The organism is Rhodococcus sp. Z13_19A (assembly GCF_058133575.1).
The window spans coordinates 681,735-702,508 of record NZ_JBYUNN010000002.1; the positions used below are offsets into that span (position 1 = coordinate 681,735).

At 72.1% G+C, this 20,774-nt stretch carries 24 protein-coding genes; 13 read left to right on the forward strand and 11 right to left on the reverse strand.

Translation table 11 applies throughout. The annotated features are described in order from the left end of the window. Window positions 1-95: 95 nt before the first annotated feature. Window positions 96-1,475 (forward strand): GTPase HflX, encoded by a 1,380-nt coding sequence (gene hflX, locus AC3YNX_RS09935; protein WP_241249863.1) that lies wholly within the window; start codon window positions 96-98, stop codon window positions 1,473-1,475. Here the strand turns inward: hflX and lexA are convergent. Next, on the reverse strand, window positions 1,472-2,215 hold the full coding sequence (lexA, locus tag AC3YNX_RS09940; RefSeq protein ID WP_127782435.1) for a transcriptional repressor LexA: 744 nt from the start codon (window positions 2,213-2,215) through the stop codon (window positions 1,472-1,474). The genes hflX and lexA overlap by 4 nt on opposite strands. Before the next feature lie 250 nt (window positions 2,216-2,465). Between lexA and AC3YNX_RS09945 the strand changes: the two genes are divergently transcribed. The 3 genes from AC3YNX_RS09945 (at window position 2,466) to AC3YNX_RS09955 (ending at window position 6,839) form a co-directional block, all read left to right on the forward strand. Further along, window positions 2,466-3,077, forward strand: a complete 612-nt coding sequence (locus AC3YNX_RS09945) for a LysM peptidoglycan-binding domain-containing protein (protein WP_489995359.1) — start codon at window positions 2,466-2,468, stop codon at window positions 3,075-3,077. 311 nt (window positions 3,078-3,388) lie between these two features. Continuing rightward, the gene (gene nrdR / locus AC3YNX_RS09950) at window positions 3,389-3,859 is read left to right on the forward strand and encodes a transcriptional regulator NrdR (RefSeq protein WP_489983914.1); all 471 of its coding nucleotides are present in this window, start codon (window positions 3,389-3,391) and stop codon (window positions 3,857-3,859) included. A 121-nt stretch (window positions 3,860-3,980) separates the two neighbouring features. After that, entirely contained in the window at window positions 3,981-6,839 is a 2,859-nt protein-coding gene (locus AC3YNX_RS09955) for a vitamin B12-dependent ribonucleotide reductase (protein WP_489995360.1), read from the forward strand. Between the two features lie 307 nt (window positions 6,840-7,146). Here the strand turns inward: AC3YNX_RS09955 and AC3YNX_RS09960 are convergent, their stop codons facing one another. Both AC3YNX_RS09960 and AC3YNX_RS09965 read right to left on the reverse strand, forming a co-directional pair. Continuing rightward, window positions 7,147-8,097, reverse strand: coding sequence for a serine hydrolase domain-containing protein (locus AC3YNX_RS09960; RefSeq protein WP_489995361.1), 951 nt, complete (start codon window positions 8,095-8,097; stop codon window positions 7,147-7,149). Between the two features lie 152 nt (window positions 8,098-8,249). Continuing rightward, the gene (locus tag AC3YNX_RS09965) at window positions 8,250-8,420 is read right to left on the reverse strand and encodes a hypothetical protein (protein WP_206518110.1); all 171 of its coding nucleotides are present in this window, start codon (window positions 8,418-8,420) and stop codon (window positions 8,250-8,252) included. A gap of 130 nt (window positions 8,421-8,550) precedes the next feature. On the opposite strand from AC3YNX_RS09965, the gene AC3YNX_RS09970 reads away from it, so the two are divergent. Beyond that, window positions 8,551-9,693, forward strand: coding sequence for a DJ-1/PfpI family protein (locus AC3YNX_RS09970; RefSeq protein WP_489995362.1), 1,143 nt, complete (start codon window positions 8,551-8,553; stop codon window positions 9,691-9,693). Window positions 9,694-9,912: 219 nt separating this feature from the next. Here the strand turns inward: AC3YNX_RS09970 and AC3YNX_RS09975 are convergent, their stop codons facing one another. Further along, entirely contained in the window at window positions 9,913-10,854 is a 942-nt protein-coding gene (locus AC3YNX_RS09975) for a DUF389 domain-containing protein (protein ID WP_127782440.1), read from the reverse strand. Window positions 10,855-10,961: 107 nt separating this feature from the next. Here AC3YNX_RS09975 and AC3YNX_RS09980 point away from each other — a divergent pair, with 107 nt between their 5' ends. Beyond that, window positions 10,962-12,677 carry a glycoside hydrolase family 13 protein gene (locus AC3YNX_RS09980; protein WP_489995363.1) on the forward strand — a complete coding sequence of 572 codons (1,716 nt, stop codon included), beginning with the start codon at window positions 10,962-10,964 and terminating at the stop codon, window positions 12,675-12,677. Window positions 12,678-12,684: 7 nt separating this feature from the next. Here AC3YNX_RS09980 and AC3YNX_RS09985 read toward each other — a convergent pair whose 3' ends face one another. From AC3YNX_RS09985 to AC3YNX_RS09995, 3 genes are all read right to left on the reverse strand, one after another. Next, complete coding sequence (locus tag AC3YNX_RS09985) at window positions 12,685-13,437, reverse strand: DUF4389 domain-containing protein (RefSeq protein ID WP_489995364.1); 753 nt, start codon at window positions 13,435-13,437, stop codon at window positions 12,685-12,687. 80 nt (window positions 13,438-13,517) lie between these two features. Beyond that, window positions 13,518-14,054: a GNAT family N-acetyltransferase gene (locus AC3YNX_RS09990; RefSeq protein ID WP_489983921.1), complete on the reverse strand. Its 537-nt coding sequence runs from the start codon at window positions 14,052-14,054 to the stop codon at window positions 13,518-13,520. Window positions 14,055-14,058: 4 nt separating this feature from the next. Continuing rightward, window positions 14,059-14,445, reverse strand: coding sequence for a DUF2255 family protein (locus AC3YNX_RS09995; protein WP_489995365.1), 387 nt, complete (start codon window positions 14,443-14,445; stop codon window positions 14,059-14,061). A gap of 114 nt (window positions 14,446-14,559) precedes the next feature. Between AC3YNX_RS09995 and AC3YNX_RS10000 the strand changes: the two genes are divergently transcribed. Continuing rightward, window positions 14,560-15,084, forward strand: a complete 525-nt coding sequence (locus AC3YNX_RS10000) for a 2'-5' RNA ligase family protein (RefSeq protein ID WP_489995366.1) — start codon at window positions 14,560-14,562, stop codon at window positions 15,082-15,084. 14 nt (window positions 15,085-15,098) lie between these two features. Here AC3YNX_RS10000 and AC3YNX_RS10005 read toward each other — a convergent pair whose 3' ends face one another. Next, on the reverse strand, window positions 15,099-15,422 hold the full coding sequence (locus AC3YNX_RS10005) for a hypothetical protein (protein WP_489995367.1): 324 nt from the start codon (window positions 15,420-15,422) through the stop codon (window positions 15,099-15,101). Window positions 15,423-15,531: 109 nt separating this feature from the next. Here AC3YNX_RS10005 and AC3YNX_RS10010 point away from each other — a divergent pair, with 109 nt between their 5' ends. From AC3YNX_RS10010 to AC3YNX_RS10020, 3 genes are all read left to right on the forward strand, one after another. Beyond that, on the forward strand, window positions 15,532-15,744 hold the full coding sequence (locus AC3YNX_RS10010; protein ID WP_489995368.1) for a hypothetical protein: 213 nt from the start codon (window positions 15,532-15,534) through the stop codon (window positions 15,742-15,744). Window positions 15,745-15,756: 12 nt separating this feature from the next. Beyond that, window positions 15,757-16,689, forward strand: coding sequence for a hypothetical protein (locus tag AC3YNX_RS10015; protein WP_489995369.1), 933 nt, complete (start codon window positions 15,757-15,759; stop codon window positions 16,687-16,689). Between the two features lie 76 nt (window positions 16,690-16,765). Beyond that, the gene (locus AC3YNX_RS10020) at window positions 16,766-17,011 is read left to right on the forward strand and encodes a DUF2630 family protein (RefSeq protein ID WP_127782447.1); all 246 of its coding nucleotides are present in this window, start codon (window positions 16,766-16,768) and stop codon (window positions 17,009-17,011) included. A gap of 7 nt (window positions 17,012-17,018) precedes the next feature. Here AC3YNX_RS10020 and AC3YNX_RS10025 read toward each other — a convergent pair whose 3' ends face one another. Genes AC3YNX_RS10025 through AC3YNX_RS10035 form a run of 3 tightly spaced genes read right to left on the reverse strand, consistent with a single transcriptional unit; the run spans window position 17,019 to window position 18,570 of the window. Further along, window positions 17,019-17,819 carry a cytochrome c oxidase assembly protein gene (locus AC3YNX_RS10025; RefSeq protein ID WP_489995370.1) on the reverse strand — a complete coding sequence of 267 codons (801 nt, stop codon included), beginning with the start codon at window positions 17,817-17,819 and terminating at the stop codon, window positions 17,019-17,021. Then, window positions 17,819-18,358: a DUF2243 domain-containing protein gene (locus AC3YNX_RS10030; RefSeq protein ID WP_489995371.1), complete on the reverse strand. Its 540-nt coding sequence runs from the start codon at window positions 18,356-18,358 to the stop codon at window positions 17,819-17,821. Before AC3YNX_RS10030 ends, AC3YNX_RS10025 begins: the two co-directional genes overlap by 1 nt. Continuing rightward, window positions 18,355-18,570: a hypothetical protein gene (locus AC3YNX_RS10035; protein WP_127782449.1), complete on the reverse strand. Its 216-nt coding sequence runs from the start codon at window positions 18,568-18,570 to the stop codon at window positions 18,355-18,357. The genes AC3YNX_RS10030 and AC3YNX_RS10035 overlap by 4 nt, the downstream gene beginning before the upstream one ends. Before the next feature lie 63 nt (window positions 18,571-18,633). Here AC3YNX_RS10035 and AC3YNX_RS10040 point away from each other — a divergent pair, with 63 nt between their 5' ends. The 3 genes from AC3YNX_RS10040 (at window position 18,634) to AC3YNX_RS10050 (ending at window position 20,737) form a co-directional block, all read left to right on the forward strand. Beyond that, window positions 18,634-19,296, forward strand: coding sequence for a hypothetical protein (locus AC3YNX_RS10040; RefSeq protein WP_127782450.1), 663 nt, complete (start codon window positions 18,634-18,636; stop codon window positions 19,294-19,296). Window positions 19,297-19,354: 58 nt separating this feature from the next. Further along, on the forward strand, window positions 19,355-20,023 hold the full coding sequence (locus AC3YNX_RS10045) for an SDR family NAD(P)-dependent oxidoreductase (protein ID WP_489995372.1): 669 nt from the start codon (window positions 19,355-19,357) through the stop codon (window positions 20,021-20,023). Between the two features lie 72 nt (window positions 20,024-20,095). Next, complete coding sequence (locus AC3YNX_RS10050) at window positions 20,096-20,737, forward strand: NAD(P)-dependent oxidoreductase (protein WP_489995373.1); 642 nt, start codon at window positions 20,096-20,098, stop codon at window positions 20,735-20,737. The last annotated feature ends 37 nt before the right edge of the window (window positions 20,738-20,774 follow it).

The following is a 20,774-nucleotide window of genomic DNA, read 5'->3' on the forward strand; positions in this document are numbered from 1 at the left end:
TCGACGAGGTTCCCCTCGGCGAGGCCGAGTCCCCGGACGGCGCCTCCGGAGACAGCTTCTCCCCGGGCCCCGACCACGACCCCTCGGTCGGCGAGATGCAGCTGCAGGAGCGCACCTCGTTGCGCCGCGTCGCCGGGCTGTCCACCGAGCTCACCGACGTCACCGAGGTCGAGTACCGCCAGCTCCGCCTGGAGCGCGTCGTGCTCGTCGGTGTCTGGATGCAGGGCAGCACCGCCGAGGACGCCGAGCTGAGCCTGGCCGAGCTGGCCGCGCTGGCCGAGACCGCCGGCTCGGAGGTGCTCGAGGGCCTGGTCCAGCGGCGCGACAAGCCCGACCCGGCCACCTACATCGGCTCCGGCAAGGCTGCCGAGCTGCGCGACATCGTGGTGGCCACCGGCGCGGACACCGTGATCTGCGACGGTGAGCTGACCCCGGCGCAGCTGAACGCGCTGGAGAAGGTGGTCAAGGTCAAGGTGGTGGACCGCACCGCGCTGATCCTGGACATCTTCGCCCAGCACGCCACGTCCCGCGAGGGCAAGGCGCAGGTGGCGCTGGCCCAGATGCAGTACATGCTTCCCCGCCTGCGCGGCTGGGGTGAGTCGATGTCCCGGCAGGCCGGCGGTGCCGGCGGCAGTGCCGGCGGGGTGGGTCTGCGTGGACCTGGTGAGACCAAGATCGAGACTGACCGGCGACGCATCCGCGAGCGGATGGCCAAGCTGCGTCGGGAGATCAAGGGCATGAAGCAGGCGCGCGACACCAAGCGCGACAGTCGCCGCCGCAACGAGGTGCCCAGCGTGGCCATCGCCGGCTACACCAACGCCGGCAAGTCCAGCCTGCTCAACGCCCTCACCGGTGCCGGGGTGCTGGTGCAGAACGCGCTGTTCGCCACCCTCGACCCGACCACGCGCCGGTCCGAGCTGGCCGACGGTCGCGAGTACGTGCTCACCGACACGGTGGGGTTCGTGCGGCACCTGCCCACCCAGCTGATCGAGGCGTTCCGCTCCACCCTGGAGGAGGTCGCCGACGCCGACCTGCTGCTGCACGTGGTGGACGGGTCGGACCCGCAGCCCACCCAGCAGGTGGCCGCGGTGCGCCAGGTGCTGGTGGAGGTGGCCGACGAGCGCAAGACCGGGCTGCCGCCGGAGCTGATCGTGGTGAACAAGGTGGACGTGGCCGACCCGGTGGTGCTGGCGCAGCTGCGCAACCTGATGCCGGACGCGGTCTTCGTCTCCGCCCACACCGGGGAGGGCATGGACGAGCTGCGGCAGCGGCTGGTCGAGCTGATGCCGCACCCGGAGGTGGAGGTGGACGTGCTCGTGCCCTTCACCCGCGGTGAGCTGGTCGCGCGGGTGCACTCGGAGGGGGAGGTGCTCGAGGAGACCCACCAGCCCGAGGGCACGCACCTGCGGGCGCGGGTGCGTGCCGACCTCGGAGCGGCGCTGGTGGAGTTCGCCAGCCCGCAGGTGCCTGCCTAGAGCTTGCGCATCACCGAGACCACCTTGCCGAGCACGGTGGCCTCGTTACCGGGGATGGGCTCGAAGGCGGCGTTGTGCGGCATCAGCCACACCTCGCCGTCTCGGCGCTTGAACGTCTTGACGGTGGCCTCGCCGTCGATCATGGCGGCCACGACGTCACCGTTCTCGGCGACGTTCTGCTGGCGCACCACCACCCAGTCGCCGTCGCAGATCGCCGCGTCGATCATCGACTCGCCGACCACGCGGAGCATGAACAGGGTGCCGTCGCCCACCAGCTCGCGGGGGAGGGGGAAGACCTCCTCCACCGCCTGCTCGGCCAGGATGGGGCCACCGGCGGCGATGCGGCCCAGCACCGGCACGAAGGTGGGGGTGGGCATCTGCTGCAGAACGCTGCCGCCCTCACCGGTGGTGGCCGCAGCGGCCTGGTTGGCCAGGTCCTCGGGCATCCGCACGTCCACCGCCCGGGGGCGGTTGGGGTCGCGTCGGAGAAACCCCTTGCGCTCCAACGCCTTGAGCTGGTGGGACACCGATGAGGTGGAGGTGAGGCCGACGGCCTCGCCGATCTCGCGGACGCTGGGCGGGTAGCCCCGCACCTCGACCGAGTCCCGGATCACCTCGAGCACCTTGCGCTGGCGCGGCGTGAGGCCGGCGGCGGCGGCCGACAGGTCGGCGGTCTCCTCGGCGGTGGCACCCGGAGCGGCACCCGCCGTGGTCGGGGCGCCGGGAGTGTGGCTGCTCATCGTGTGATGCCTCCTGTGGGGAACCGCGAGTGGTCCGGTGCTCTGCGACGAGGCCGCGCGGGTGTGCGTCCACCTGCGGAACTTCGCCAAAGTGCGGTGGTGTTCTGGTGATTCGAACTTAGTCCTGCAGCAGGTCACATTCAAACACCTGTTCGATCAACACGCCGACAGCTCTCGATTTTGTCGGTCGCCCCTGGTAGACATCGACCAGACGTTCGAATCGAACGCCTGTTCGACACGGGAGGTTGACATGCTCGATCTGGCTGATCGCCGCTCCACCCTGCACCGCGCGGGCGTTCGCAACGCACACTCACGTCTCGCTGGGCCACGTCTCACTGACTCCCTGCTGGTTGACCCGCGACGCCGCGCCGACCTGTTCGAGCTCGAGCGTGAGCTGCGCTCGCTGGGCTCCCTGCGGGCCGGGGACGCTGGGGCGGCGCGCACCGTGGAGGCGCCCCGGCGCACCCGCCGTCCCCGCGAGGTCGCCCGCCGCCGCCCGGCTGGGCGCCTGGTCGAGTACGGCACCGCCCCGCTCCGCCGGACGGCCTGCACGCCACGGGTCACTCGACCGTCCCCGGCTCAGGTGCGCCTGCGCCTGGTGGTCACCGGCGCCGTGCTCGCCGGCGCGCTCGCGCTCGGCGTGCTCGCCGTGGTGACTCTGGGGGGAGGCGGCGACGCCCCCATGCCCACGCAGACGGCCGTCACCCAGGTGCGCGCCGGGGAGAGCCTGTCCGCGGTGGCGGTGCGCTCGGCCCCGGGGGTGCCCGCGGCGGCCATGGTGCAGCGCATCGTCGATCTCAACGCCCTGGACACGGTCGCCGTGCGCCCCGGCCAGTCGCTGGTCGTGCCCGTCGGCGGATGACGCTGGACACGTGCTGGCGCCGTCGACCCCGCCGGACTGCTGGTGGCACACCGTCTCCGCGAGGCGGACACGCCGACCGGGCTGGGGAGACGCAAAATCCGTTGCCGATGGCTTGCATCGGGGCCTAGTGGGGATTACGGTCATGACCACAACATCTAGTAGTTACATAGATGTGGTTAGTCCACAGGTTGGGGTCCCACTGTGTAGGGGGATCCACAGGTTGTCCACGGATCCGTCCACACCCACGCCCTAGCTTGGCGTGCTCCGACGGCCTGCGGGCAGCGGGGCTTGTCGTCCGAGAAGGGGATGTCGTGCACTGTCCGTTCTGTCGTCACTCCGACTCTCGCGTGGTCGACTCGCGCGAGGTCGAGGACGGCCAGGCCATCCGCCGCCGTCGCGCGTGCCCGGAGTGCGGGCGGCGCTTCACCACGGTGGAGAACGCGGTGCTGTCGGTGGTCAAGCGCAGCGGCGTCACCGAGCCCTTCAGCCGCGACAAGGTGATGGTGGGCGTGCGTCGCGCCTGCCAGGGCCGACCCGTCAACGACGACGCGCTCAGCCTGCTGGCCCAGCAGGTGGAGGACCAGGTGCGGGCCGGGGGATCGGCCGAGATCCCCAGCCACGAGGTCGGCCTGGCCATCCTCGGTCCGCTGCGTGAGCTCGACGAGGTCGCCTACCTGCGGTTCGCCTCCGTCTACCGCTCCTTCACCTCCGCCGACGACTTCGAGAAGGAGATCCGTGCGCTGCGGCAGCACGCGCGGCACGCGGACGGCGTCTCCGAGTAGTCCCGCACCGTCTGCGGCGCAGGCGGCCACCCCACAGCACCCCACCGGCACTCGTGCCGGTTCCCCACCCCATTCAGCAACGCCAGACCAGAGCAGCAGCAGTGAGAGAGAGGCCCATCCCATGACGGAGACCGTCGGAGCCCACACATCCGGTTCGAGCAGCCGCTCGGCCAAGGGCGGCAAGCAGAACCGCAAGGCCGGCGTTCGGATGGAGCGGGTCTACACCACTGCGGGCGTGCACCCCTACGACGAGGTCACCTGGGCCCAGCGCGACGTGGTCATGACCAACTGGCGCGACGGCACGGTGAACTTCGAGCAGCGCGGGGTGGAGTTCCCCGAGAGCTGGTCGCTCAACGCCGTCAACATCGTCACCAGCAAGTACTTCCGCGGGGCGGCCGGCTCGGACACCCGCGAGCGCAGCCTGCGCCAGCTGCTCAACCGCGTGGTGGACACCTACACCAAGGCCGGCCTGGAGCACGGCTACTTCGCCTCCGACGAGGACGCGGAGATCTTCTCCCACGAGCTCACCTGGATGCTGCTCAACCAGGTCTTCAGCTTCAACTCCCCGGTGTGGTTCAACGTCGGCACCGCCTCGCCGCAGCAGGTCAGCGCCTGCTTCATCCTCGCGGTGGACGACACCATGGACTCGATCCTGAACTGGTACAAGGAAGAGGGGATGATCTTCAAGGGCGGCTCCGGCGCCGGCCTGAACCTCTCCCGCATCCGCTCCTCCAAGGAGCTGCTGTCCTCCGGCGGCACCGCCTCCGGCCCGGTCAGCTTCATGCGTGGTGCCGACGCCTCCGCCGGCACCATCAAGTCCGGTGGCGCCACCCGCCGCGCGGCCAAGATGGTCGTCCTCGACGTCGACCACCCCGACATCCAGGAGTTCGTCGAGACCAAGGCCAAGGAGGAGAACAAGATCCGCGTTCTCCGCGACGCCGGTTACGACATGGACCTCGGTGGCGCCGACATCACCAGCGTGCAGTACCAGAACGCCAACAACTCGGTGCGGGTCAGCGACGAGTTCATGCGCGCGGTGGAGAACAGCAGCGAGTTCGGCCTGCGTGCCCGCGACACCGGCGACGTCATCGAGACGGTGGACGCCAAGACGCTGTTCCGCTCCATCGCCACTGCCGCGTGGGAGTGCGCCGACCCGGGCATCCAGTACGACGACACCATCAACGACTGGCACACCTGCCCCGAGTCGGGCCGCATCAGCGCCTCCAACCCCTGCAGCGAGTACATGCACCTGGACAACTCCAGCTGCAACCTGGCGTCGCTGAACCTGATGAAGTTCCTCACCAACGACGGCGGCTTCGACGCGGCCACCTTCGCCAAGGCCGTCGAGATCATCATCACCGCGATGGACATCTCCATCTGCTTCGCCGACTTCCCCACCGAGCCCATCGGGGACACCACCCGCAAGTTCCGTCAGCTGGGCATCGGCTACGCCAACCTGGGCGCGCTGCTCATGGCCACCGGCCACGCCTACGACTCCGAGGGTGGCCGGGCGCTCGCCGCGTCCATCACCTCGCTGATGACCGGTGCCGCCTACAAGCGCTCCGCCGAAATGGCCGGCGTGGTCGGCCCGTACGAGGGCTACGCCCGCAACGCCGAGGCGCACCAGCGCGTCATGCGCAAGCACGCCGCGGCCAACGACCAGGTGCGCACCCTGCACCGCACCGACGCTGCCGTGCACAAGGCGGCCACCGCGGTGTGGCAGGAGGGCCTCAAGATCGGTGCCGCCAACGGCTGGCGCAACGCCCAGGCCAGCGTCCTGGCGCCCACCGGCACCATCGGCTTCATGATGGACTGCGACACCACCGGCATCGAGCCGGACTTCTCGCTGGTCAAGTTCAAGAAGCTGGTCGGCGGCGGCTCCATGCAGATCGTCAACCAGACGGTGCCGCGCGCGCTGACCTCGCTGGGCTACCAGCCCGAGCAGGTCGAGGCCATCGTCGAGCACATCGCGGCCAAGGGCCACGTCATCGACGCTCCCGGCCTGCGCCCGGAGCACTACGAGGTGTTCGACTGCGCCATGGGTGCCCGGGCCATCGCCCCGATGGGCCACGTCCGGATGATGGCAGCGGCCCAGCCGTTCCTGTCCGGTGCCATCTCCAAGACGGTGAACATGCCGGAGACGGCCACCGTCGAGGAGGTCGAGGGCATCTACTTCGACAGCTGGAAGCTGGGCATCAAGGCGCTGGCCATCTACCGCGACAACTGCAAGGTGGGCCAGCCGCTGTCCGCCGGCAGCTCGGGCTCGGCCAGCTCCAACAAGACCGTGGTCACCGAGATCGTGGAGGCCGCGCCCACCCGCAAGCGCCTGCCCAAGAAGCGCAACGGCCAGACGGTGTCCTTCGCCGTCGGTGGCGCCGAGGGCTACGTGACGGCGGGCAACTACCCCGACGGCCACGTGGGCGAGATCTTCGTCAAGATGAGCAAGCAGGGCTCCACCCTCTCCGGGGTGATGGACGCCTTCTCCATGGCCATCTCCATCGCGCTGCAGTACGGCGTGCCGCTGGAGACCTACGTGTCCAAGTTCGTGAACATGCGCTTCGAGCCGTCGGGCATGACCGACGACCCGGACGTGCGCATCGCGACCTCGGTGGTGGACTACCTGTTCCGTCGCCTGGCGCTGGACCACCTGCCGGCGGAGAAGCGCGCCGAGCTGGGCATCTACTCCGCGGAGGAGCGCTCGGCCAAGGTGGCGGCCACCGACTACGGCACCGGTGCCCCGGCCGAGGTGGACGTGGAGGGTCTGCGCTCCGGCGTGGGCACCGAGCCCACCGTCGACCCGGACGAGGTGGCCGTGGCCTCGCCCGCCCCGGGTGGTGTCGGCAGCTCGGCTGAGCTGCTGGAGCTGGTGATGGGCATGGCCACCGACGCGCCGCTGTGCTTCACCTGCGGCACCAAGATGCGCCCGGCCGGCTCCTGCTACGTCTGCGAGGGCTGCGGCTCCACCAGCGGCTGCAGCTGACGGCGAGGCTTGCCGGGATGTCCCGGCGGGCTCGCCGGGATGTCCCGGGGGGCTTGCCGGGATGTCACTTCGGCTTGCGGTGACATTTCTTGCCAAGCTCGGCAACTCGTCTGAACTTGGCAAGTAGCTCCTCTCAGCCGCCCCGGCCGCCTCGCGCGGCCGGGGCGGCCCCATTGCCAGAGCCAGGGGCCGGTGCGCTGGAGTGCAACCCTGGTGGCGAACCGGACATCATCGGGCGTGCACTGAGCGACGTCAGGAGGGGACCGACCCTTGATGGCCACGCTGCCGGAGCCGCAGGAGCTGCCGGCTATGTGCTGAGTGCAGTGAGCAGCTCGAGGCCGACGCGGTCGACGCTGCGCAGGTCGTTCGCCAACACGACCACACCCACCCCGGCGGCCGGCACGAACCCAGCGACCGCTCGGAAGCCGCCGGTGCCGCCGTTGTGCCAGAGCATGATGTGGTCGCCGCTGATCGGCACTCGCAGCCAGCCGAGCCCGATGCCGAGTCTCTTGCCGGGCCGGCGCTCCGGGTGGGTGAGTGCGATCGCCGGTCCCAGCGGGGTGGCGTCCGGGCGGAGCTGGGCGTGCAGGAAGGTGAGCATGTCGGTGGCTGTGGAGCGCAGCGCACCCGCGCCGGGCAGGCCGGCGACCTCCCAGTGGCCGGTGGTACGCCGGCGCCGGCGGTGGCCGTCGGCCTCCCGCTGCGCCTGCTCCCGGTTGGGGAGGAGCACGGTGTCGACCATTCCGAGCGGCTCGCAGATCCGTGACTGCACCAACTCACCGAAGTCATGGCGCGCAGCGGCGGCGACCAGCGCGTGGCCCAGCACGCCCGCACCGAGGTTCGAGTAGGCGATTCGGCCGGTGCCGGGCGTGTGGCGCAACTCGGTCTCGCCCAGCGCGGTCAGCAGCGCGGCGCGGTCGATCTCCTTCCACGGGTCGCCGGCACGAGCCTTCCACGCAGCCCAGATCGCGGCCCGAAGCGGCATCGGGTTGTTGGGCAGCCCCGCGGTGTGCGTCGCCAGGTGCTCGACGGTGATCGCGACGCCGTCGCGGGTCGGGACGGCGACTTCTGGCAGCAGGTCGCCGACCGGAGTGTCGAGGGACAGCTCGCCGCGCGTCACGGCCTCGGCGAGCAGCAACGCGGTGAACACCTTGGTGACCGAGCCGATCTCGAACAGGCTGTCGGCGCGGGGCGCGGGGCCGTTAGGCGCGCGGATGCCCCCCTTAGGCACGACGGACCGCGCGCCGGCGGACGTCACCGCCCCCACCACCAGCCCGACGTGCTGCTTGCCGTGCCGGGCAGCGATGCGCTCGACGGCCTCGTCGAGAGCGCCAGGGTCGATCACGCGGGTTTCCTCCGTTCGCCCAGCTCAAGCGAGGAGCTGTCTCATGTGGATGACTAAAGTACGTCTTAGAGCCAGGTCACCACCTGGCCGTCCGGGCGCCCGGGGTGAACCGCACGTTGGGCGCACCCGACGGCGGACTGCTCATCCGGGTTCTGGATGCCGTCGAGGTAGACCGTGCCGCTGAACCAGTCAGTGGGGCCCACCGCGGTCTGGCCGCCGCTGGGCGTGAGCTTCATGGCGTCTCCTTCTCTCGTTCTTGCCGACGAGGCTCGATGTCGCCACGCTACGGACGGATGCGGTGCCCGAGGAGCGAGCCGCGATCACCCGCGCTGCGCAGGATCGCCACGCTCGGGCAGGCTGTGCGCCATGACAACCGCCCTGCTCGTGGTCTCCGCCGCCGACCACTGGACGCTGCGCGACGGAACCCGGCACCCCACCGGGTACTGGGCCGGGGAGCTGGTCGAGCCGCACCGCATCTTCACCGCGGCAGGCTGGACCGTCGACATCGCGACCCCATGCGGCAGGCCGCCGGTGGCTGACCCCAAGAGCCTCGGGCTCGCGGGCGGGCTGCCGTCCACCGCCCGCAAGCACCGGCGCTACCTCGCCGCACTGGGCGCAACGCTCGAGCATCCGCTGGACCTGGCCGACGTCGACCCGGACGCCTACGACGTTGTTTTCTACGTCGGCGGGCACGGGCCGATGGCGGACCTCGCCACGGACACGACCTCCGGCGAGCTGCTGCGCCGCCGCCTCGCCTCCGGCAAGCCGCTGGCCCTGGTCTGCCACGGCCCCGCCGCCACCCTGGCCGCCACCCAACCCGACAGGGTGTGGCCCTTCGCCGGCTACCGGATGACGGGCCTGTCCAACCGCGAGGAGACGCTCAACGGCCTCGCCCGCACGGCGCCGTGGCTGCTGCAGGACCGCCTCACCGAGGCTGGCGCGCACTACCTGCGGGGCGCCACGCCGCTGTGGCCGTTCCTGGTCATCGACCGCAACCTGTACACCGGGCAGAACCCGGCCTCGGCCCGCCCGCTGGCCGAACGTCTGGTGGCCGACGTCGACGGCACCGCCGCGCTGGCCCTCCGCGTCAGCCGGGTGATCCCCGCCAGCCCACAGCGGCTGCACGCCGTGCTCAGCGACATCACCCGCATGGGGGAGCTGAGCCCGGAGACCACGGGCGCCCGCTGGCTGACCAAGGGCGAACGCTTCATCGCCGGCAACCGCATCGGCCCGGTGTACCGCTGGGCCACGCTGTGCCGGGTGATCGAGAACCAGCCCGGCAGCTCCTTCGCCTTCCACGTGGCGTGGCCGTCGCGCACCACCTGGCGCTACCAGCTGCGGGCGGTGGACGGCGGCACCGAAGTCACTGAGACGATGACCAAGGTGCCGCGCCAGGCTCTGCCAGTGCGGGTGATCCAGCGTCTGGCCGGCGTCACCGACCGCCGCGAGCACCTGCGGGCCGGGATGGCACGGACGCTGGAGCGCCTCGAAGCCGTCGCCACCCGCTGAGCCGTCAGTCAGCCGGCGCCCACAGGCCCACGGCGAGCCGCCCGGTGGTGCCCAGGTCCACGTCCGAGCCACCACCCGCGCCGGCTCACCCGGCGCCGGGGTCACCGCCCCCGCAGCTGGTCAGCTGCACCGCACGCTCACCCGTGGCGGCGTCCACCGGCCCACGCTGACGCCCACCCCCAGCGGGACGCGGACCCACGCCGCCGACCCGCACGGTCCTCATCGACCGATGTGCAACCGAGTGGGGGTGATGCGCTGCCAGATGAGCCGTTGCAGCAGCAGGGTGCAGGTACCGGCCAGGACGATCGCCACCAGGTTCAGGCCCAGCTGAGCGGCGGCGGAGACCACGTCGCCCCAGGCGCCGCAGGCCAGGCACACGGCCACGGTGCCCAGCGCCGGGATGGTCGTCACCGAGATGAACACACCCACCAGCACCTCCGACTTCGCGGTGGTCAGGGAGAGCATGCCGGCCACCCCAGCCAGGATCCCCACCACGAACGACCACCCGTCCGGGCTGACGATGAAGTCGGTGAGCGGGCCGCTGGTGGCCTGCTCCCGGGTGAACCCGCCCAGCTGGAACAGCACCCACCAGAAGATGGTGGCGATCATGGTGGCGATGGCGAAACCCACCACCAGCGCGCGCACGGCCAGGGGCACCATGCTGAGCCGGGGCCGGGCGAAGCCGAAGCACAGCGCAGCGATGGGCGCGAACTCCGGGCCCACCACCATCGCGCCCACGATCAGGATCGGCTGGTCAGTGATGCGGCCGACGCCGGCGAGGGCGGCGGCGATGGTCATGAAGGCGATGAACACCCACGACAACCGGGAGCTGTCCCGCAGCCGCTGCTCCACCGACTCCCACACCACCGCGTCATCAGGTGCGCCGGGGGCGGCAACCTCCGCCCTGGTCGCGTCGTCCGAGAGCACGGTGTCCAGCTGCTCGATGCTGATCGAGCCCCGGTGCTGCACCTTCAGCGTGCGCAGGCGCCCGATCACCGCGGTGGCGCTCTCCCTGGCGACGTCGGCCAGCACCAGCGTCCCCGCGGGCTTGCGGAAGCCGCCGGGAACCACCGCGACGTTGGTGACCGTGTCGTCCTGCTCGAGGTCGGCCAGCACCTCGTCGACCAGGTCGGCGGGAACACGCAGTCGCAGGTGCAGCACCGGCTCATCATGGCACCGCCCGAGCGGGGAGCGGACCAGGCGCGTGCAGCCGTGCCGCTGCGCCCGTAATCTCGCGGCGAATTGCCCGCGTGCGCAGAGGGAGCCCCATGACTGAGCCGACACCCGCGCACTCGTGGTGGCGCGACGCCGTGATCTACCAGGTGTACCCGCGCTCCTGGGCCGACTCCGACGGTGACGGGCTGGGGGACCTGCCCGGCATCACCGCCCACCTGCCGCACCTGGTCGAGCTGGGCGTCGACGCGCTCTGGCTCTCGCCGTTCTACCCCTCGCCGCAGCACGACGCCGGCTACGACGTGGCCGACTACTACGGCGTCGACCCGCGCTTCGGCACCCTGGCCGACGCCGACGCGCTGCTCACCCAGGCGCACGCGCTGGGGCTGCGGGTGATCGTGGACGTGGTGCCCAACCACTCCTCCAGCGAGCACCCGTGGTTCCAGCAGGCGCTGGCGTCGCCGCCGGGCAGCCCGCAGCGGGCGCGCTACCTCTTCCGGGACGGCAGGGGACCAGATGGTGCGCAGCCGCCGAACAACTGGCAGAGCACCTTCGGCGGCTCGGCGTGGGAGCGGGTGACCGAGGCCGACGGCACCCCGGGGCAGTGGTACCTGCACCTGTTCGACGTCACTCAGCCCGACTTCGACTGGACCAACCCGGAGGTGGCCCAGGAGCTCGAGCGGGTGCTGCGGTTCTGGCTGGACCGCGGCGTGGACGGCTTCCGGGTGGACGTCGCGCACGGGCTGGTGAAGGCGGCCGGGCTGCCGGACGCACCGTCGGGCCGGCACGAGCTGCTGGGACCGACCGCGGACCAGCCGATGTGGGACCAGCCCGGGGTGCACGAGATCTACCGCAGCTGGCGCAAGCTCGCCGACTCCTACGGCGGGGCTGCCGGGGCCGGCGGGGACGTGCCGGGCGGGCAGCCGGCGGGAGCAGACTCAGCCCGCATCCTGGTCGCCGAGGCGTGGGTGAGCCCCAGCGCCGCCCTGGCCCGCTACGTGCGACCCGACGAGATGCACCAGTCGTTCAACTTCCCGTACCTGATGACGCCGTGGCTGGCCGATGCGCAGCGCAGCACCATCACCGACGCGCTGGCTGCGGTGGCGCCCTACGACGCCCCGCAGACCTGGGTGCTGTCCAACCACGACGTGGTGCGGCACACCTCCCGGCTGGGCTACCCGCAGCACTCGGGCCTGGCGCGCATCGCGGGCATCGGCCCCGGCGACCCGCAGCCCGACGCGCAGCTGGGCCTGCGACGGGCCCGGGCGGCCACCACGGTGATGCTGGCGCTGCCCGGCTCGGCCTACCTGTACCAGGGTGAGGAGCTGGGCCTGCCCGAGGCAACCCGGCTGCCCGACGAGGTGCGCCAGGACCCCACCTGGTTCCGCTCCGGCGACACCAACCCCGGCCGGGACGGGTGCCGCGTGCCCATGCCGTGGGTGGCCGACGCCCCGGCGTGCGGCTTCAGCCCGACGGGGCGGTCGTGGCTGCCGCAGCCGCCGGAGTACGCCGCCCTGGCCGTGGACCAGCAGAGTGGGGTGGTGGGCTCGACGCTGGAGCTCTACCGGACGCTGCTGCGCACCCGCAAGGAGCTGGCGCTGGGCCGGGGGACGCTGACCTGGGCGCCGACCGACCACCAGCACCTGCTGGCCTTCGACGTGCGCACCGCCACCGGGCCGGTGCGGGTGCTGGCCAACGTCGGTGGCCCCCCGGTGCCGCTGCCTGCCGGCGCACAGGTGCTGGTGTGCAGCGCCGCGGAGCCGGTGACTGACGTGCTGCCGACCGACACCACCGTGTGGTTGCGTCCCTGACCGGCGATCACGCCGTGCTGGGGTCCGGCGGATCGCTGCGTTGGGGGTCAGGGTGTGACGCAGGTGGCTTGGCGAGCGCCACGGCGGGCTCGGTTCCGCCCTGGTCGAGCCGGAAGGGTGGGTAGTGGTCGGTCATCAGCGCCGCGTAGGCGGCCACGCGCAGCACCCAGCGGTCCATCCCGAGCACGAAGTCGTAGATCGTGCGCAGGTACCGGCCGGTGAACAGCAGGGCGATTGCTGCGATCAGCACCAGCAGGGTCACCAGGCTCATCCCCGCTCCCGCGTTGTCGCCCCAGTCGTCGTTGTCGCCACCACGTCCGAACGACACCCCGCCGCCGGCGAACACGCCGACGACGAGGTAGTGCGGGATGGCGAGCAGCCACCACTTGACCAGCACCAGGCCCCGGGAAAGCTGCTCGGGGTAGGGGATGTGCAGGTGCGCGGGGTAGTCCCGCTTCTCCTCCAGGCTGAACGGCGGGTAGCGGTCGGTGCCCAGGGCGGCGTAGCCGTAGTAGTGCACCCGCCAGGACCAGCGCAGCACCCCGACGTTGAAGTCGAACAGCGATCGTGGGTAGCGGCCGGTGAACAGGATGGCGAAGAACGCGATCACGCTGACGACCACGAAGGCCACCCACAGGAAGAACAGCACGATGTAGTGCGGGATGAGCAGCAGCCACTTGATGATCCACAGACCGCGGGAGAGCTTCGGATCCAGCGTCGCGTCCACGCGGACGGGGTAGGGCGCAGGCTGTTCAGTCATGCCGTGCTCCTCGCCGTACCGCCCGGGCTGAGAGGTGAGGTGTTCGTGAGGTCAGACGCTGCTCTTGTGGTCCAAGGGTGTCAAGGTTGCCCGCCGCGTGCTCCGATCTCCCGCCGCATGCACGCGCGCGGCCAGCGGTCCAGGCCCTCGGCGGCCTCGGCGGTGCGGATGCGCCGCAGCCCCGGCGTCTCCTCCTCCCTGCTGAGGTGGCGAAAGCCCAGGCGCTGGTAGTACGGGCCGTTCCAGGGCACGTCGGTGAAGGTGGTCAGCGTGAGGGCGGCGCACCCGTGCGCTCGCGCCCAGCCCTCCAGGTGCTGCAGCAGGTCCGCCCCGAGGCCGCGGCCGGCGTGGTCCGGGTGCACCGAGACTTGGTCCACGTGCGCCTGCCCGTCCACCAGCGAGGCGAGCAGGTACGCCACCGGTCGGTCGTCGCCGTCGCCTGCGCCATCGGCCCACACCCAGGCTCGGCCCTGCCGCTGGTAGGCCGCCAGCGCCGGCACCGGGAGCGGCTCGTCGTCGGCGACGCGGTGCATCCCCAGCTCGGCGAAGCAGCGGCCGGCCGCGCGCTCCACCTCGCGCAGCAACCCCAGCTCCGCGGCGCGGGCCCGGCGGATCACGCCGCTAGCGCGGGACCAGGCGCAGCGTGGTGGAGCGGGCCTCGTCGCTGGTGATCGAGTCGAGGATGTTCGCCGCGTAGTGGGCGTACTTGCGGCGGTAGTCGGCGTCGATGCTGTTGTTCAGCGTGGCGTCGACGTCGGCGTTGGCGTCCACGAAGGTGACGTCCTGGGCCATCCCGCCCGCCTGCACCCGGCCCTCGTGGCGGGCGCGGGTGCCGCGGTACCACGCCGAGCCCGGCCCGTACACCGACCGCACGTAGAGGTCGTCGCCGTCGCGGACCACCCACACCGTCCGGGGGGAGCGCAGCGTGCCGTCGCGGCGCAGCGAGGAGATGGTCACCTCCTCCGGAGTGCCGATGCCGACAAGCTGGTCCTGGGTCCAGGTGGCCATAGCGTCCTCCGATGGTGTCCCGCGACGACGGCGTCTGCCCTCCAGCGTCCCTGTCCAGCGCGCTCGGCGCGACATCGCCGGGCCTGGTGGCAGCGCCGCCAGTAGCGTGACGCCGTGGCCGCCGCGCTGGAGCTCCGTCTCGACGCCCGGGCCAGCCGGCGCATCGTGGCGCTGTGGGAGGCGCTGGAGGCGGAGGGCGTGCACAACGTGCGCTCGTCGCTGCAGCAGCACCGGCCGCACGTGTCGCTGGCGGTGGCGGGCCGGCTCGACCCGGCGGCAGTGGCCGCCACCCTCGCCGGGGTGGCGGTGGCTCCGCCTCTGCGTCTCTCCTTCACCTTCGTCGGTCTGTTCCTCGGCCGGGTGCTGTGGCTGGGCCCGGCTCCGCACCGCGAGCTGCTCGAGCACCAGGCGCACGTGCACCACCGGCTGACCGCAGCCGGGATCGACATCTGGGACGAGTACCGCCCGGACAGCTGGGTGCCCCACTGCACGGTGTCGATGCGGGTGTCCACCGCCCTGGTGGGTGCGGCGGTGCGGCGCTGTCTGGAGACGCTGCCCATCGAGGCGACGGTGGTGGGTGCGGCGGTCACCGACCACGTCCGGGGGATCGACCACCCGCTCCCGGCGGGTGCCCCCTGATCAGCGGGAAGTGCCTAGCGGCGGTCGACGAGCAGGTGGGACGCCGCGGCGCTGGCCGCAGCCACCCCGAGCACGGCGGGCCACGCGCCGACCTTCTTGGCCAGCGGGTGCGAGGCGCCGAAGCCGCCGAGGTAGATCGCCGTCAGCGCCGCGGTCTCCTTGGGTCCGCCCTTGGCCAGCCAGGTGCGTCCGGCGTAGACCCCGGCCAGGCCGAGCACCACACCGCCCAGCGGACGGATGCCGGTCTCCCGGGCCACGAGATAGCCACCGAGCAGACCCAGAGCGGTGAACGGGGCGGTGGAGACGTCCTTGGCGCTGCGCAGCTTCATGTCACGCATCGTAGGTGGCGCGCTTCCCGCCGCTGAACCCACCGGCAGGGTGGTCGAGTGCATGATCTGCAGCAAGCAGGGTGGCGACGCAGATCCACCCCCGGACAAAGGAGGAGCAGTGCCAGCCACCGCCAACACCAACCGTGCGTACTACTACCTCGTGCCCGGCGCGGTCGCCGTGGTGGTCGCGCTTGCAGCACTGGTGTTCTTCGACGCGGACACGCTGTTCAGCTCCTTGATCGGGGGCGGCGGGGTCGTCCTCCTGCACGGACTGGTGCTGCTGGTCCGAGCGTCGGCGGGACGCCGTGCAGCCCGTCGGCGAGGTGCGTAGCGTGGTGGCCCGATGACTGCCTATGACGAGCTGACCGTGACCGGTCGCTGCGGCCCCGCGACCCTTGCCCTGCTGCACCGCCTGGTGAGCGAGGTGACTGCTGCCCGCACCGGCGTGACCGCCGACAGCTCCCTCACCAGCTCCAGCGCCGAGGTGGAGCGGGTGCTCGCCGGCCTGCTGGACCGGCGCAACGCCGGCTTCCTGCTCACCTGCTGGGCCCAGGCGCACGACGAGGCGTCGCTGGAGCTGGTGTTTCGCACCGCGATCACCAACCGGCTCGACGACCAGGCGCACGCCTGGACCCAGGCCGGGGTGCAGCTGCGCCGGGCCGAGTCGCTGCTGCCGCTGGACGCCCGCTTCACCCGCCGCGTGAGCCCCGGCGGCGACGTGCTGGTGGGGCTGGCCGGGGGTCCCGAGGACACCTGGCAGGGCGAGGTGGACGACCTGGAGCGCGCCGCCGTGGCGGTGCTCGGCGCCGATGACATCGCCTCGGCCGCGCACGCCACCCACCAGGCCAGCGCCACCACCGACCTGGTGCGCGCCGTGCTGCACGGCATCCTCACCGCGGCGGGCGGTCCGGTACCGGCCGGGAAGCTGCTGACCGTGCTGCGCCGCCGGTTCCCGCTGCCCCCGGCCAAGGCGCCCAAGCCGGTGCTGGTGCCGTCGGTGGACACCGGGGCCACCTTGCCCGGGCCCGAGGCCGGGGTGCTGGCCCGCGACGCCGCCGACGAGATCTGGCAGTCGCTGTCTCCGCTGGACCGGGCGCTGGTGCCGCACCTCGGCCAGCCACCGGCCGAGCTGGCCACCGTCGCCGGCTGCAGCCCGGAGCAGGCGCAGGCCGCGGCCACCGACCTCGCCGACCGGCTGCGCGAGGCCTGCCGGGACGACGAGCTGGCCTTCGAGGTGCTCGCCCGCGTGCGCCAGCTCTGCACCGAGCGCCCCTGAGCAGCGGGCCGCGGGGGCCGTCGAGACGTACGTTGGAGACGAGCCGGTCGCGCTGTCGAGTGTGAAGGGGCGGGCCATGGACGACGCCGAGATCCTGCAGAAGATCCAGCAGCTGGTCAGCGACGAGCACGCCCTGCGCACTGCCGAGGAGCAGGGCGAGATCTCCCCGGAGGAGGAGAGCCGGCGCGTGCAGGCTCGGGAGCAGGCGCTGGACCAGTGCTGGGACCTGCTGCGCCAGCGCCGGGCCCGGCGCGACGCCGGCGAGGACCCGGACACCGCCGCACCCCGTCCCACCGAGGACGTGGAGGGCTACCTGCAGTGAGGCACGACTAGGGTGCGCCGACCGCGGTCGTTGCCCGGGCGCGCCGCGGCACCCGCCAGGTGAGCAGCATGGCCAGCGCCAGCAGCAGCTCGGCGATGTCGCCGCCGAAGTACATCAGCGAGGCCCCCGCCTGCAGGTCGTCGCTGGTGGTCGGGATGCGCACGTAGAGGTTGGCGTACATCAGCTGGGACAGGATGGCGTGCCCGGCGATGGCCACCCCCAGCACCACCAGCCGCGCCCTGACCGAGAGCCGGTGCGGGCCCGGGTCGGGGCCGGCGATCACCCAGGCGAAGAGGTAGCCGGCGAGCAGGAAGTGCAGGTGCAGCAGGTGGTGGGCCAGGGGGTGGCTGCTGCTCCACGCGTACAGCGGGGTCAGGTACAGCAGGTACAGCGAGCCGAGGGTGAGCAGCAGCGCCACCACGGGGTTGGCGACCAGGCCCACCGGCCGGCTGCGCAGCACTGCCACCAGCCGCCGACCCGTGGTGGCGGAGACGTTGCGCAGCACCAGCGTGACGGGCGCGCCGAGCACCAGCCCGAGCGGGGCCAGCATGGCCAGCAGCAGGTGCTGGGCCATGTGCGCCTGGAACGTGCCAGCGGGCAGCGGCAGCGCGTCGGGCACCAGCGCCCAGCCCAGCAGCGCCAGTCCACCCAGGAACGCGGCGGTGCGCCAGTGCTGCCAGCCGCGGCCGTCGCGGTCGGTGCGCAGCGCCCCCACCAGGTACGCCGCGGCGAGCAGGCCCAGCACGGCGAGCACCACCGGACTGGCGCCCGTGCCGGTGGCGTGGGTGTGCGCGTCGTGCGCGAGCATCAGCGGGGCGCGGTGGCGACCGGGGTGGTGGTGCGGCGGGAGGACGGGCGCGCGAGCAGCCAGCCGACGACCACCAGCACCGCTCCCAGGGCGAGGAACCCGAGGTCCCACCACGTCTGGTTGGGGCCGCTGCGCACGTGGTGGATGCCCAGGACGTGGTGGTCGATGATGCCCTCCACCAGGTTGAACAACCCCCAGCCCACCAGGATCCAGCCCCACAGCGGTGCGGCTCGCCAGCTGTGCACCTGGCCGGAGCTGAGCCGGGAGAACAGCAGCGCCAGCCCGATCAGCACCGCCAGCCAGGTAAAGGTGTGGAAGAAGCCGTCCCAGAGGGTGTTGATCTCCAGTCCGTGCACGGTGTCCTGCGGGTAGAAGGCGACGCCCACCCGGTCGGTGTCGGTGCTGGTGAGCATGTGGTGCCACTGCAGGATCTGGTGCAGCAGGATGCCGTCCACGAAGCCACCGAGGCCCACGCCGAGCACGATGCCCGGCGCGCGCAGCGCGGCGGAGGGGGTGCGGGCCTCAAGCGCCGTGCTCATCGTGCTCGCTGGCGCTCGGTGGCCACGCCGGGCTTGCTGCGGTCGGAGTGCGTGCCGGTGGCGTCGCTGGCCTCGGCGAGCCGCTGGTGCAAACGGTCCTTGACCTCCTCCGGGGTGTAGCTGCGGCGCTGCCGCTGGTTGCGCGCGACCACCCCGCCCGTGGCCACCACACCCGCTAGTCCTGCTACTCCCAGCACTTTCCACCATCGCATGCCGCCCAGGCTACGTCGCTGCGCCAAGCCTTCTCGGCCCTCCGGGGGACCTAGGCTGCGGGGATGACCGGTACCAGCGTCACCCTCGACCACGCGCTGGAGATGACCCGCACCGGCGACGTCTGGCTCTTCCGGGGCCGCTCCGGCGCCGACCGCGCCATCCGTGCCCTCACCAACGCCCCGGTCAACCACGTGGGCATGGCCGTGGTGATCGACGACCTGCCACCGCTGATGTGGCACGCCGAGCTGGGTCGCTCGCTGCCGGACGCCTGGACCGGCAACCACCAGCGGGGCGTGCAGCTGCACGACATGCGCCAGGCGGTGCTGACCTGGGCCGGCCGCTACGACCAGCGCCCGTGGCTGCGCCAGCTGCTGAGCCCGGTGACCGAGGAGCAGGAGGGCGCGGTGCTGCGCACCATCGCTCGGCTGGACGGCACGCCGTTTCCCAGCACCGCCACGATGGCGGGCCGGTGGCTCACCGGGCGCGCGCTGCGCCGCAACCGGGTCAAGCACCGCGCGGTGGAGACGGCCTACTGCGCCGAGGTGCTGGCCCTGACCTACCAGGCGATGGGGCTGCTGCCCGACGACCGCAAGGCCAGCTGGTACGACCCCGGCCGGTTCTGGAGCGGCGACGACCTGCCCCTGCTGGGTGGGGCCGAGCTGGGCGGGGAGATCGCCGTGGACGTCAGCCTGGAGGAGCTCGCCGCCTACCCGCCGGTGGCCTAGCCCGCTGCCGGACCCGGGCTACCGTGGCGGGGGAGGCCCTGCAGCAGAGGAGTCCCCCATGCCGGTCATCGCCATCGTCGGAGCAGGCCCCGGGCTGGGGCTCTCCCTCGCCAAGACCTTTGGCGCACAAGACTTTCAGGTGGCGCTGATCTCCCGGTCGCAGCAGCGCCTGGACGGGCTCGTGGCCCAGCTCGACGCCGCCGGCATCGAGGCGGCGGCCTTCCCCGCCGACGTGCGCGACCCCACCTCGCTGGTGGAGGCCTTCGACGGGGTGACCGACCGGTTCGACGCGGTGGACGTGCTCGAGTTCTCCCCGGCCCCGTACCGGCCTGCTCCGGAGCTGGCGGTGGCCGACCCGCTGGAGGTCACCGTGGCCAACCTGCGGCCGCAGATCGAGTACTACCTGTACGGCGCGGTCACCGCCGCCCAGCAGGTGCTGCCGCCGATGATCGACGACGAGGTGGGGACGCTGTTGTTCACCACTGGCGCCGGCTCGGTGACGCCGCACCCCAGGATGGGCAACGTCAACGCCGCGGCCGCAGCGCTGCGCAGCTGGGTGCTCGACCTCAACCAGGTGGCGGCCGAGCTGGGTGTCTACGCCGCGCACGTCGCCATCAACACCGGGATCGGCTCCGGGCCACCGAACGCGGAGGCCGACGTCATCGCCAAGGCCTACTGGGACCTTTACGTCCGGCGCGACCGGGCCGAGCTGGTCTACACCGCGTGAGGAGGACCGTGCCGTGACCCAGCACTGTGCCGTGACCCAGGACCGTGCCGTGACCCCTGCGGGGTGCCGAAGGTGAGGGTCACAGTCTTCGGGTCGACCAGCGACGTGGGCCGGCTCGCGGTGCGCGACCTGCTGGACAACGGCCACTCCGTGCGCGCCTACGTGCACGAGGCGGTGCTCCCGCCGGCGAGCTGGTCCGCCGACGTGGACGTGGTGGTCGGGGAGATCACCGACCGCGCGGCCGTCGGCTCCGCTGTGGCCGGGGCGGAGGCGGTGGTGAGCACGCTCTGGCCGACGCTCAACCGCCGGAGGGTGGGCCCGCCCCTGGTGGAGGGCACCCGGCTGGTGGTGGAGGCCATGCTGGGGCACGGGGTGCGCCGCTACGTCGGCAACGCCACGCCGTGCGTGCTCGACCCGCGGGAGAGCCCCACGACCCAGACCAGGGTGGTGTCCTGGCTGACCCGGACCCTGCTGCCGCGGGCGTACCGCGAGGTGGTGGGCATGTCCAACGCCGTCATGCGCACCTCCCTGGACTGGACCATCGTGCGCGTCATCCTGCCCACCGGCGGCCCGGGCGTCGGCGTGCGGCACGTGGGCTTCTTCGGCACCGACCGCATCGGCTGGCAGGTGAGCAAGGCCGACCTCGCCACGTTCACCGCCGACCAGGTGGACAGCCGCCGCTTCCTGCGCGCCGCCCCCGCCATCAGCAGCTAAGTCCCGGTGCCGGCGGGCCGCTCCTGCACCGCCGCCG

What these genes read in the sequence shown, in the direction of transcription:
- hflX (WP_241249863.1), top strand. Translation starts at nt 96, where the DNA reads ATGCAGCTGCAGGAGCGCACCTCGTTGCGCCGCGTCGCCGGGCTGTCC.
- lexA (WP_127782435.1), bottom strand. Translation starts at nt 2,215, where the DNA reads ATGAGCAGCCACACTCCCGGCGCCCCGACCACGGCGGGTGCCGCTCCG.
- AC3YNX_RS09945 (WP_489995359.1), top strand. Translation starts at nt 2,466, where the DNA reads ATGCTCGATCTGGCTGATCGCCGCTCCACCCTGCACCGCGCGGGCGTT.
- AC3YNX_RS09955 (WP_489995360.1), top strand. Translation starts at nt 3,981, where the DNA reads ATGACGGAGACCGTCGGAGCCCACACATCCGGTTCGAGCAGCCGCTCG.
- AC3YNX_RS09965 (WP_206518110.1), bottom strand. Translation starts at nt 8,420, where the DNA reads ATGAAGCTCACGCCCAGCGGCGGCCAGACCGCGGTGGGCCCCACTGAC.
- AC3YNX_RS09970 (WP_489995362.1), top strand. Translation starts at nt 8,551, where the DNA reads ATGACAACCGCCCTGCTCGTGGTCTCCGCCGCCGACCACTGGACGCTG.
- AC3YNX_RS09980 (WP_489995363.1), top strand. Translation starts at nt 10,962, where the DNA reads ATGACTGAGCCGACACCCGCGCACTCGTGGTGGCGCGACGCCGTGATC.
- AC3YNX_RS09985 (WP_489995364.1), bottom strand. Translation starts at nt 13,437, where the DNA reads ATGACTGAACAGCCTGCGCCCTACCCCGTCCGCGTGGACGCGACGCTG.
- AC3YNX_RS09995 (WP_489995365.1), bottom strand. Translation starts at nt 14,445, where the DNA reads ATGGCCACCTGGACCCAGGACCAGCTTGTCGGCATCGGCACTCCGGAG.
- AC3YNX_RS10005 (WP_489995367.1), bottom strand. Translation starts at nt 15,422, where the DNA reads ATGCGTGACATGAAGCTGCGCAGCGCCAAGGACGTCTCCACCGCCCCG.
- AC3YNX_RS10015 (WP_489995369.1), top strand. Translation starts at nt 15,757, where the DNA reads ATGACTGCCTATGACGAGCTGACCGTGACCGGTCGCTGCGGCCCCGCG.
- AC3YNX_RS10020 (WP_127782447.1), top strand. Translation starts at nt 16,766, where the DNA reads ATGGACGACGCCGAGATCCTGCAGAAGATCCAGCAGCTGGTCAGCGAC.
- AC3YNX_RS10025 (WP_489995370.1), bottom strand. Translation starts at nt 17,819, where the DNA reads ATGCTCGCGCACGACGCGCACACCCACGCCACCGGCACGGGCGCCAGT.
- AC3YNX_RS10030 (WP_489995371.1), bottom strand. Translation starts at nt 18,358, where the DNA reads ATGAGCACGGCGCTTGAGGCCCGCACCCCCTCCGCCGCGCTGCGCGCG.
- AC3YNX_RS10035 (WP_127782449.1), bottom strand. Translation starts at nt 18,570, where the DNA reads ATGCGATGGTGGAAAGTGCTGGGAGTAGCAGGACTAGCGGGTGTGGTG.
- AC3YNX_RS10040 (WP_127782450.1), top strand. Translation starts at nt 18,634, where the DNA reads ATGACCGGTACCAGCGTCACCCTCGACCACGCGCTGGAGATGACCCGC.
- AC3YNX_RS10045 (WP_489995372.1), top strand. Translation starts at nt 19,355, where the DNA reads ATGCCGGTCATCGCCATCGTCGGAGCAGGCCCCGGGCTGGGGCTCTCC.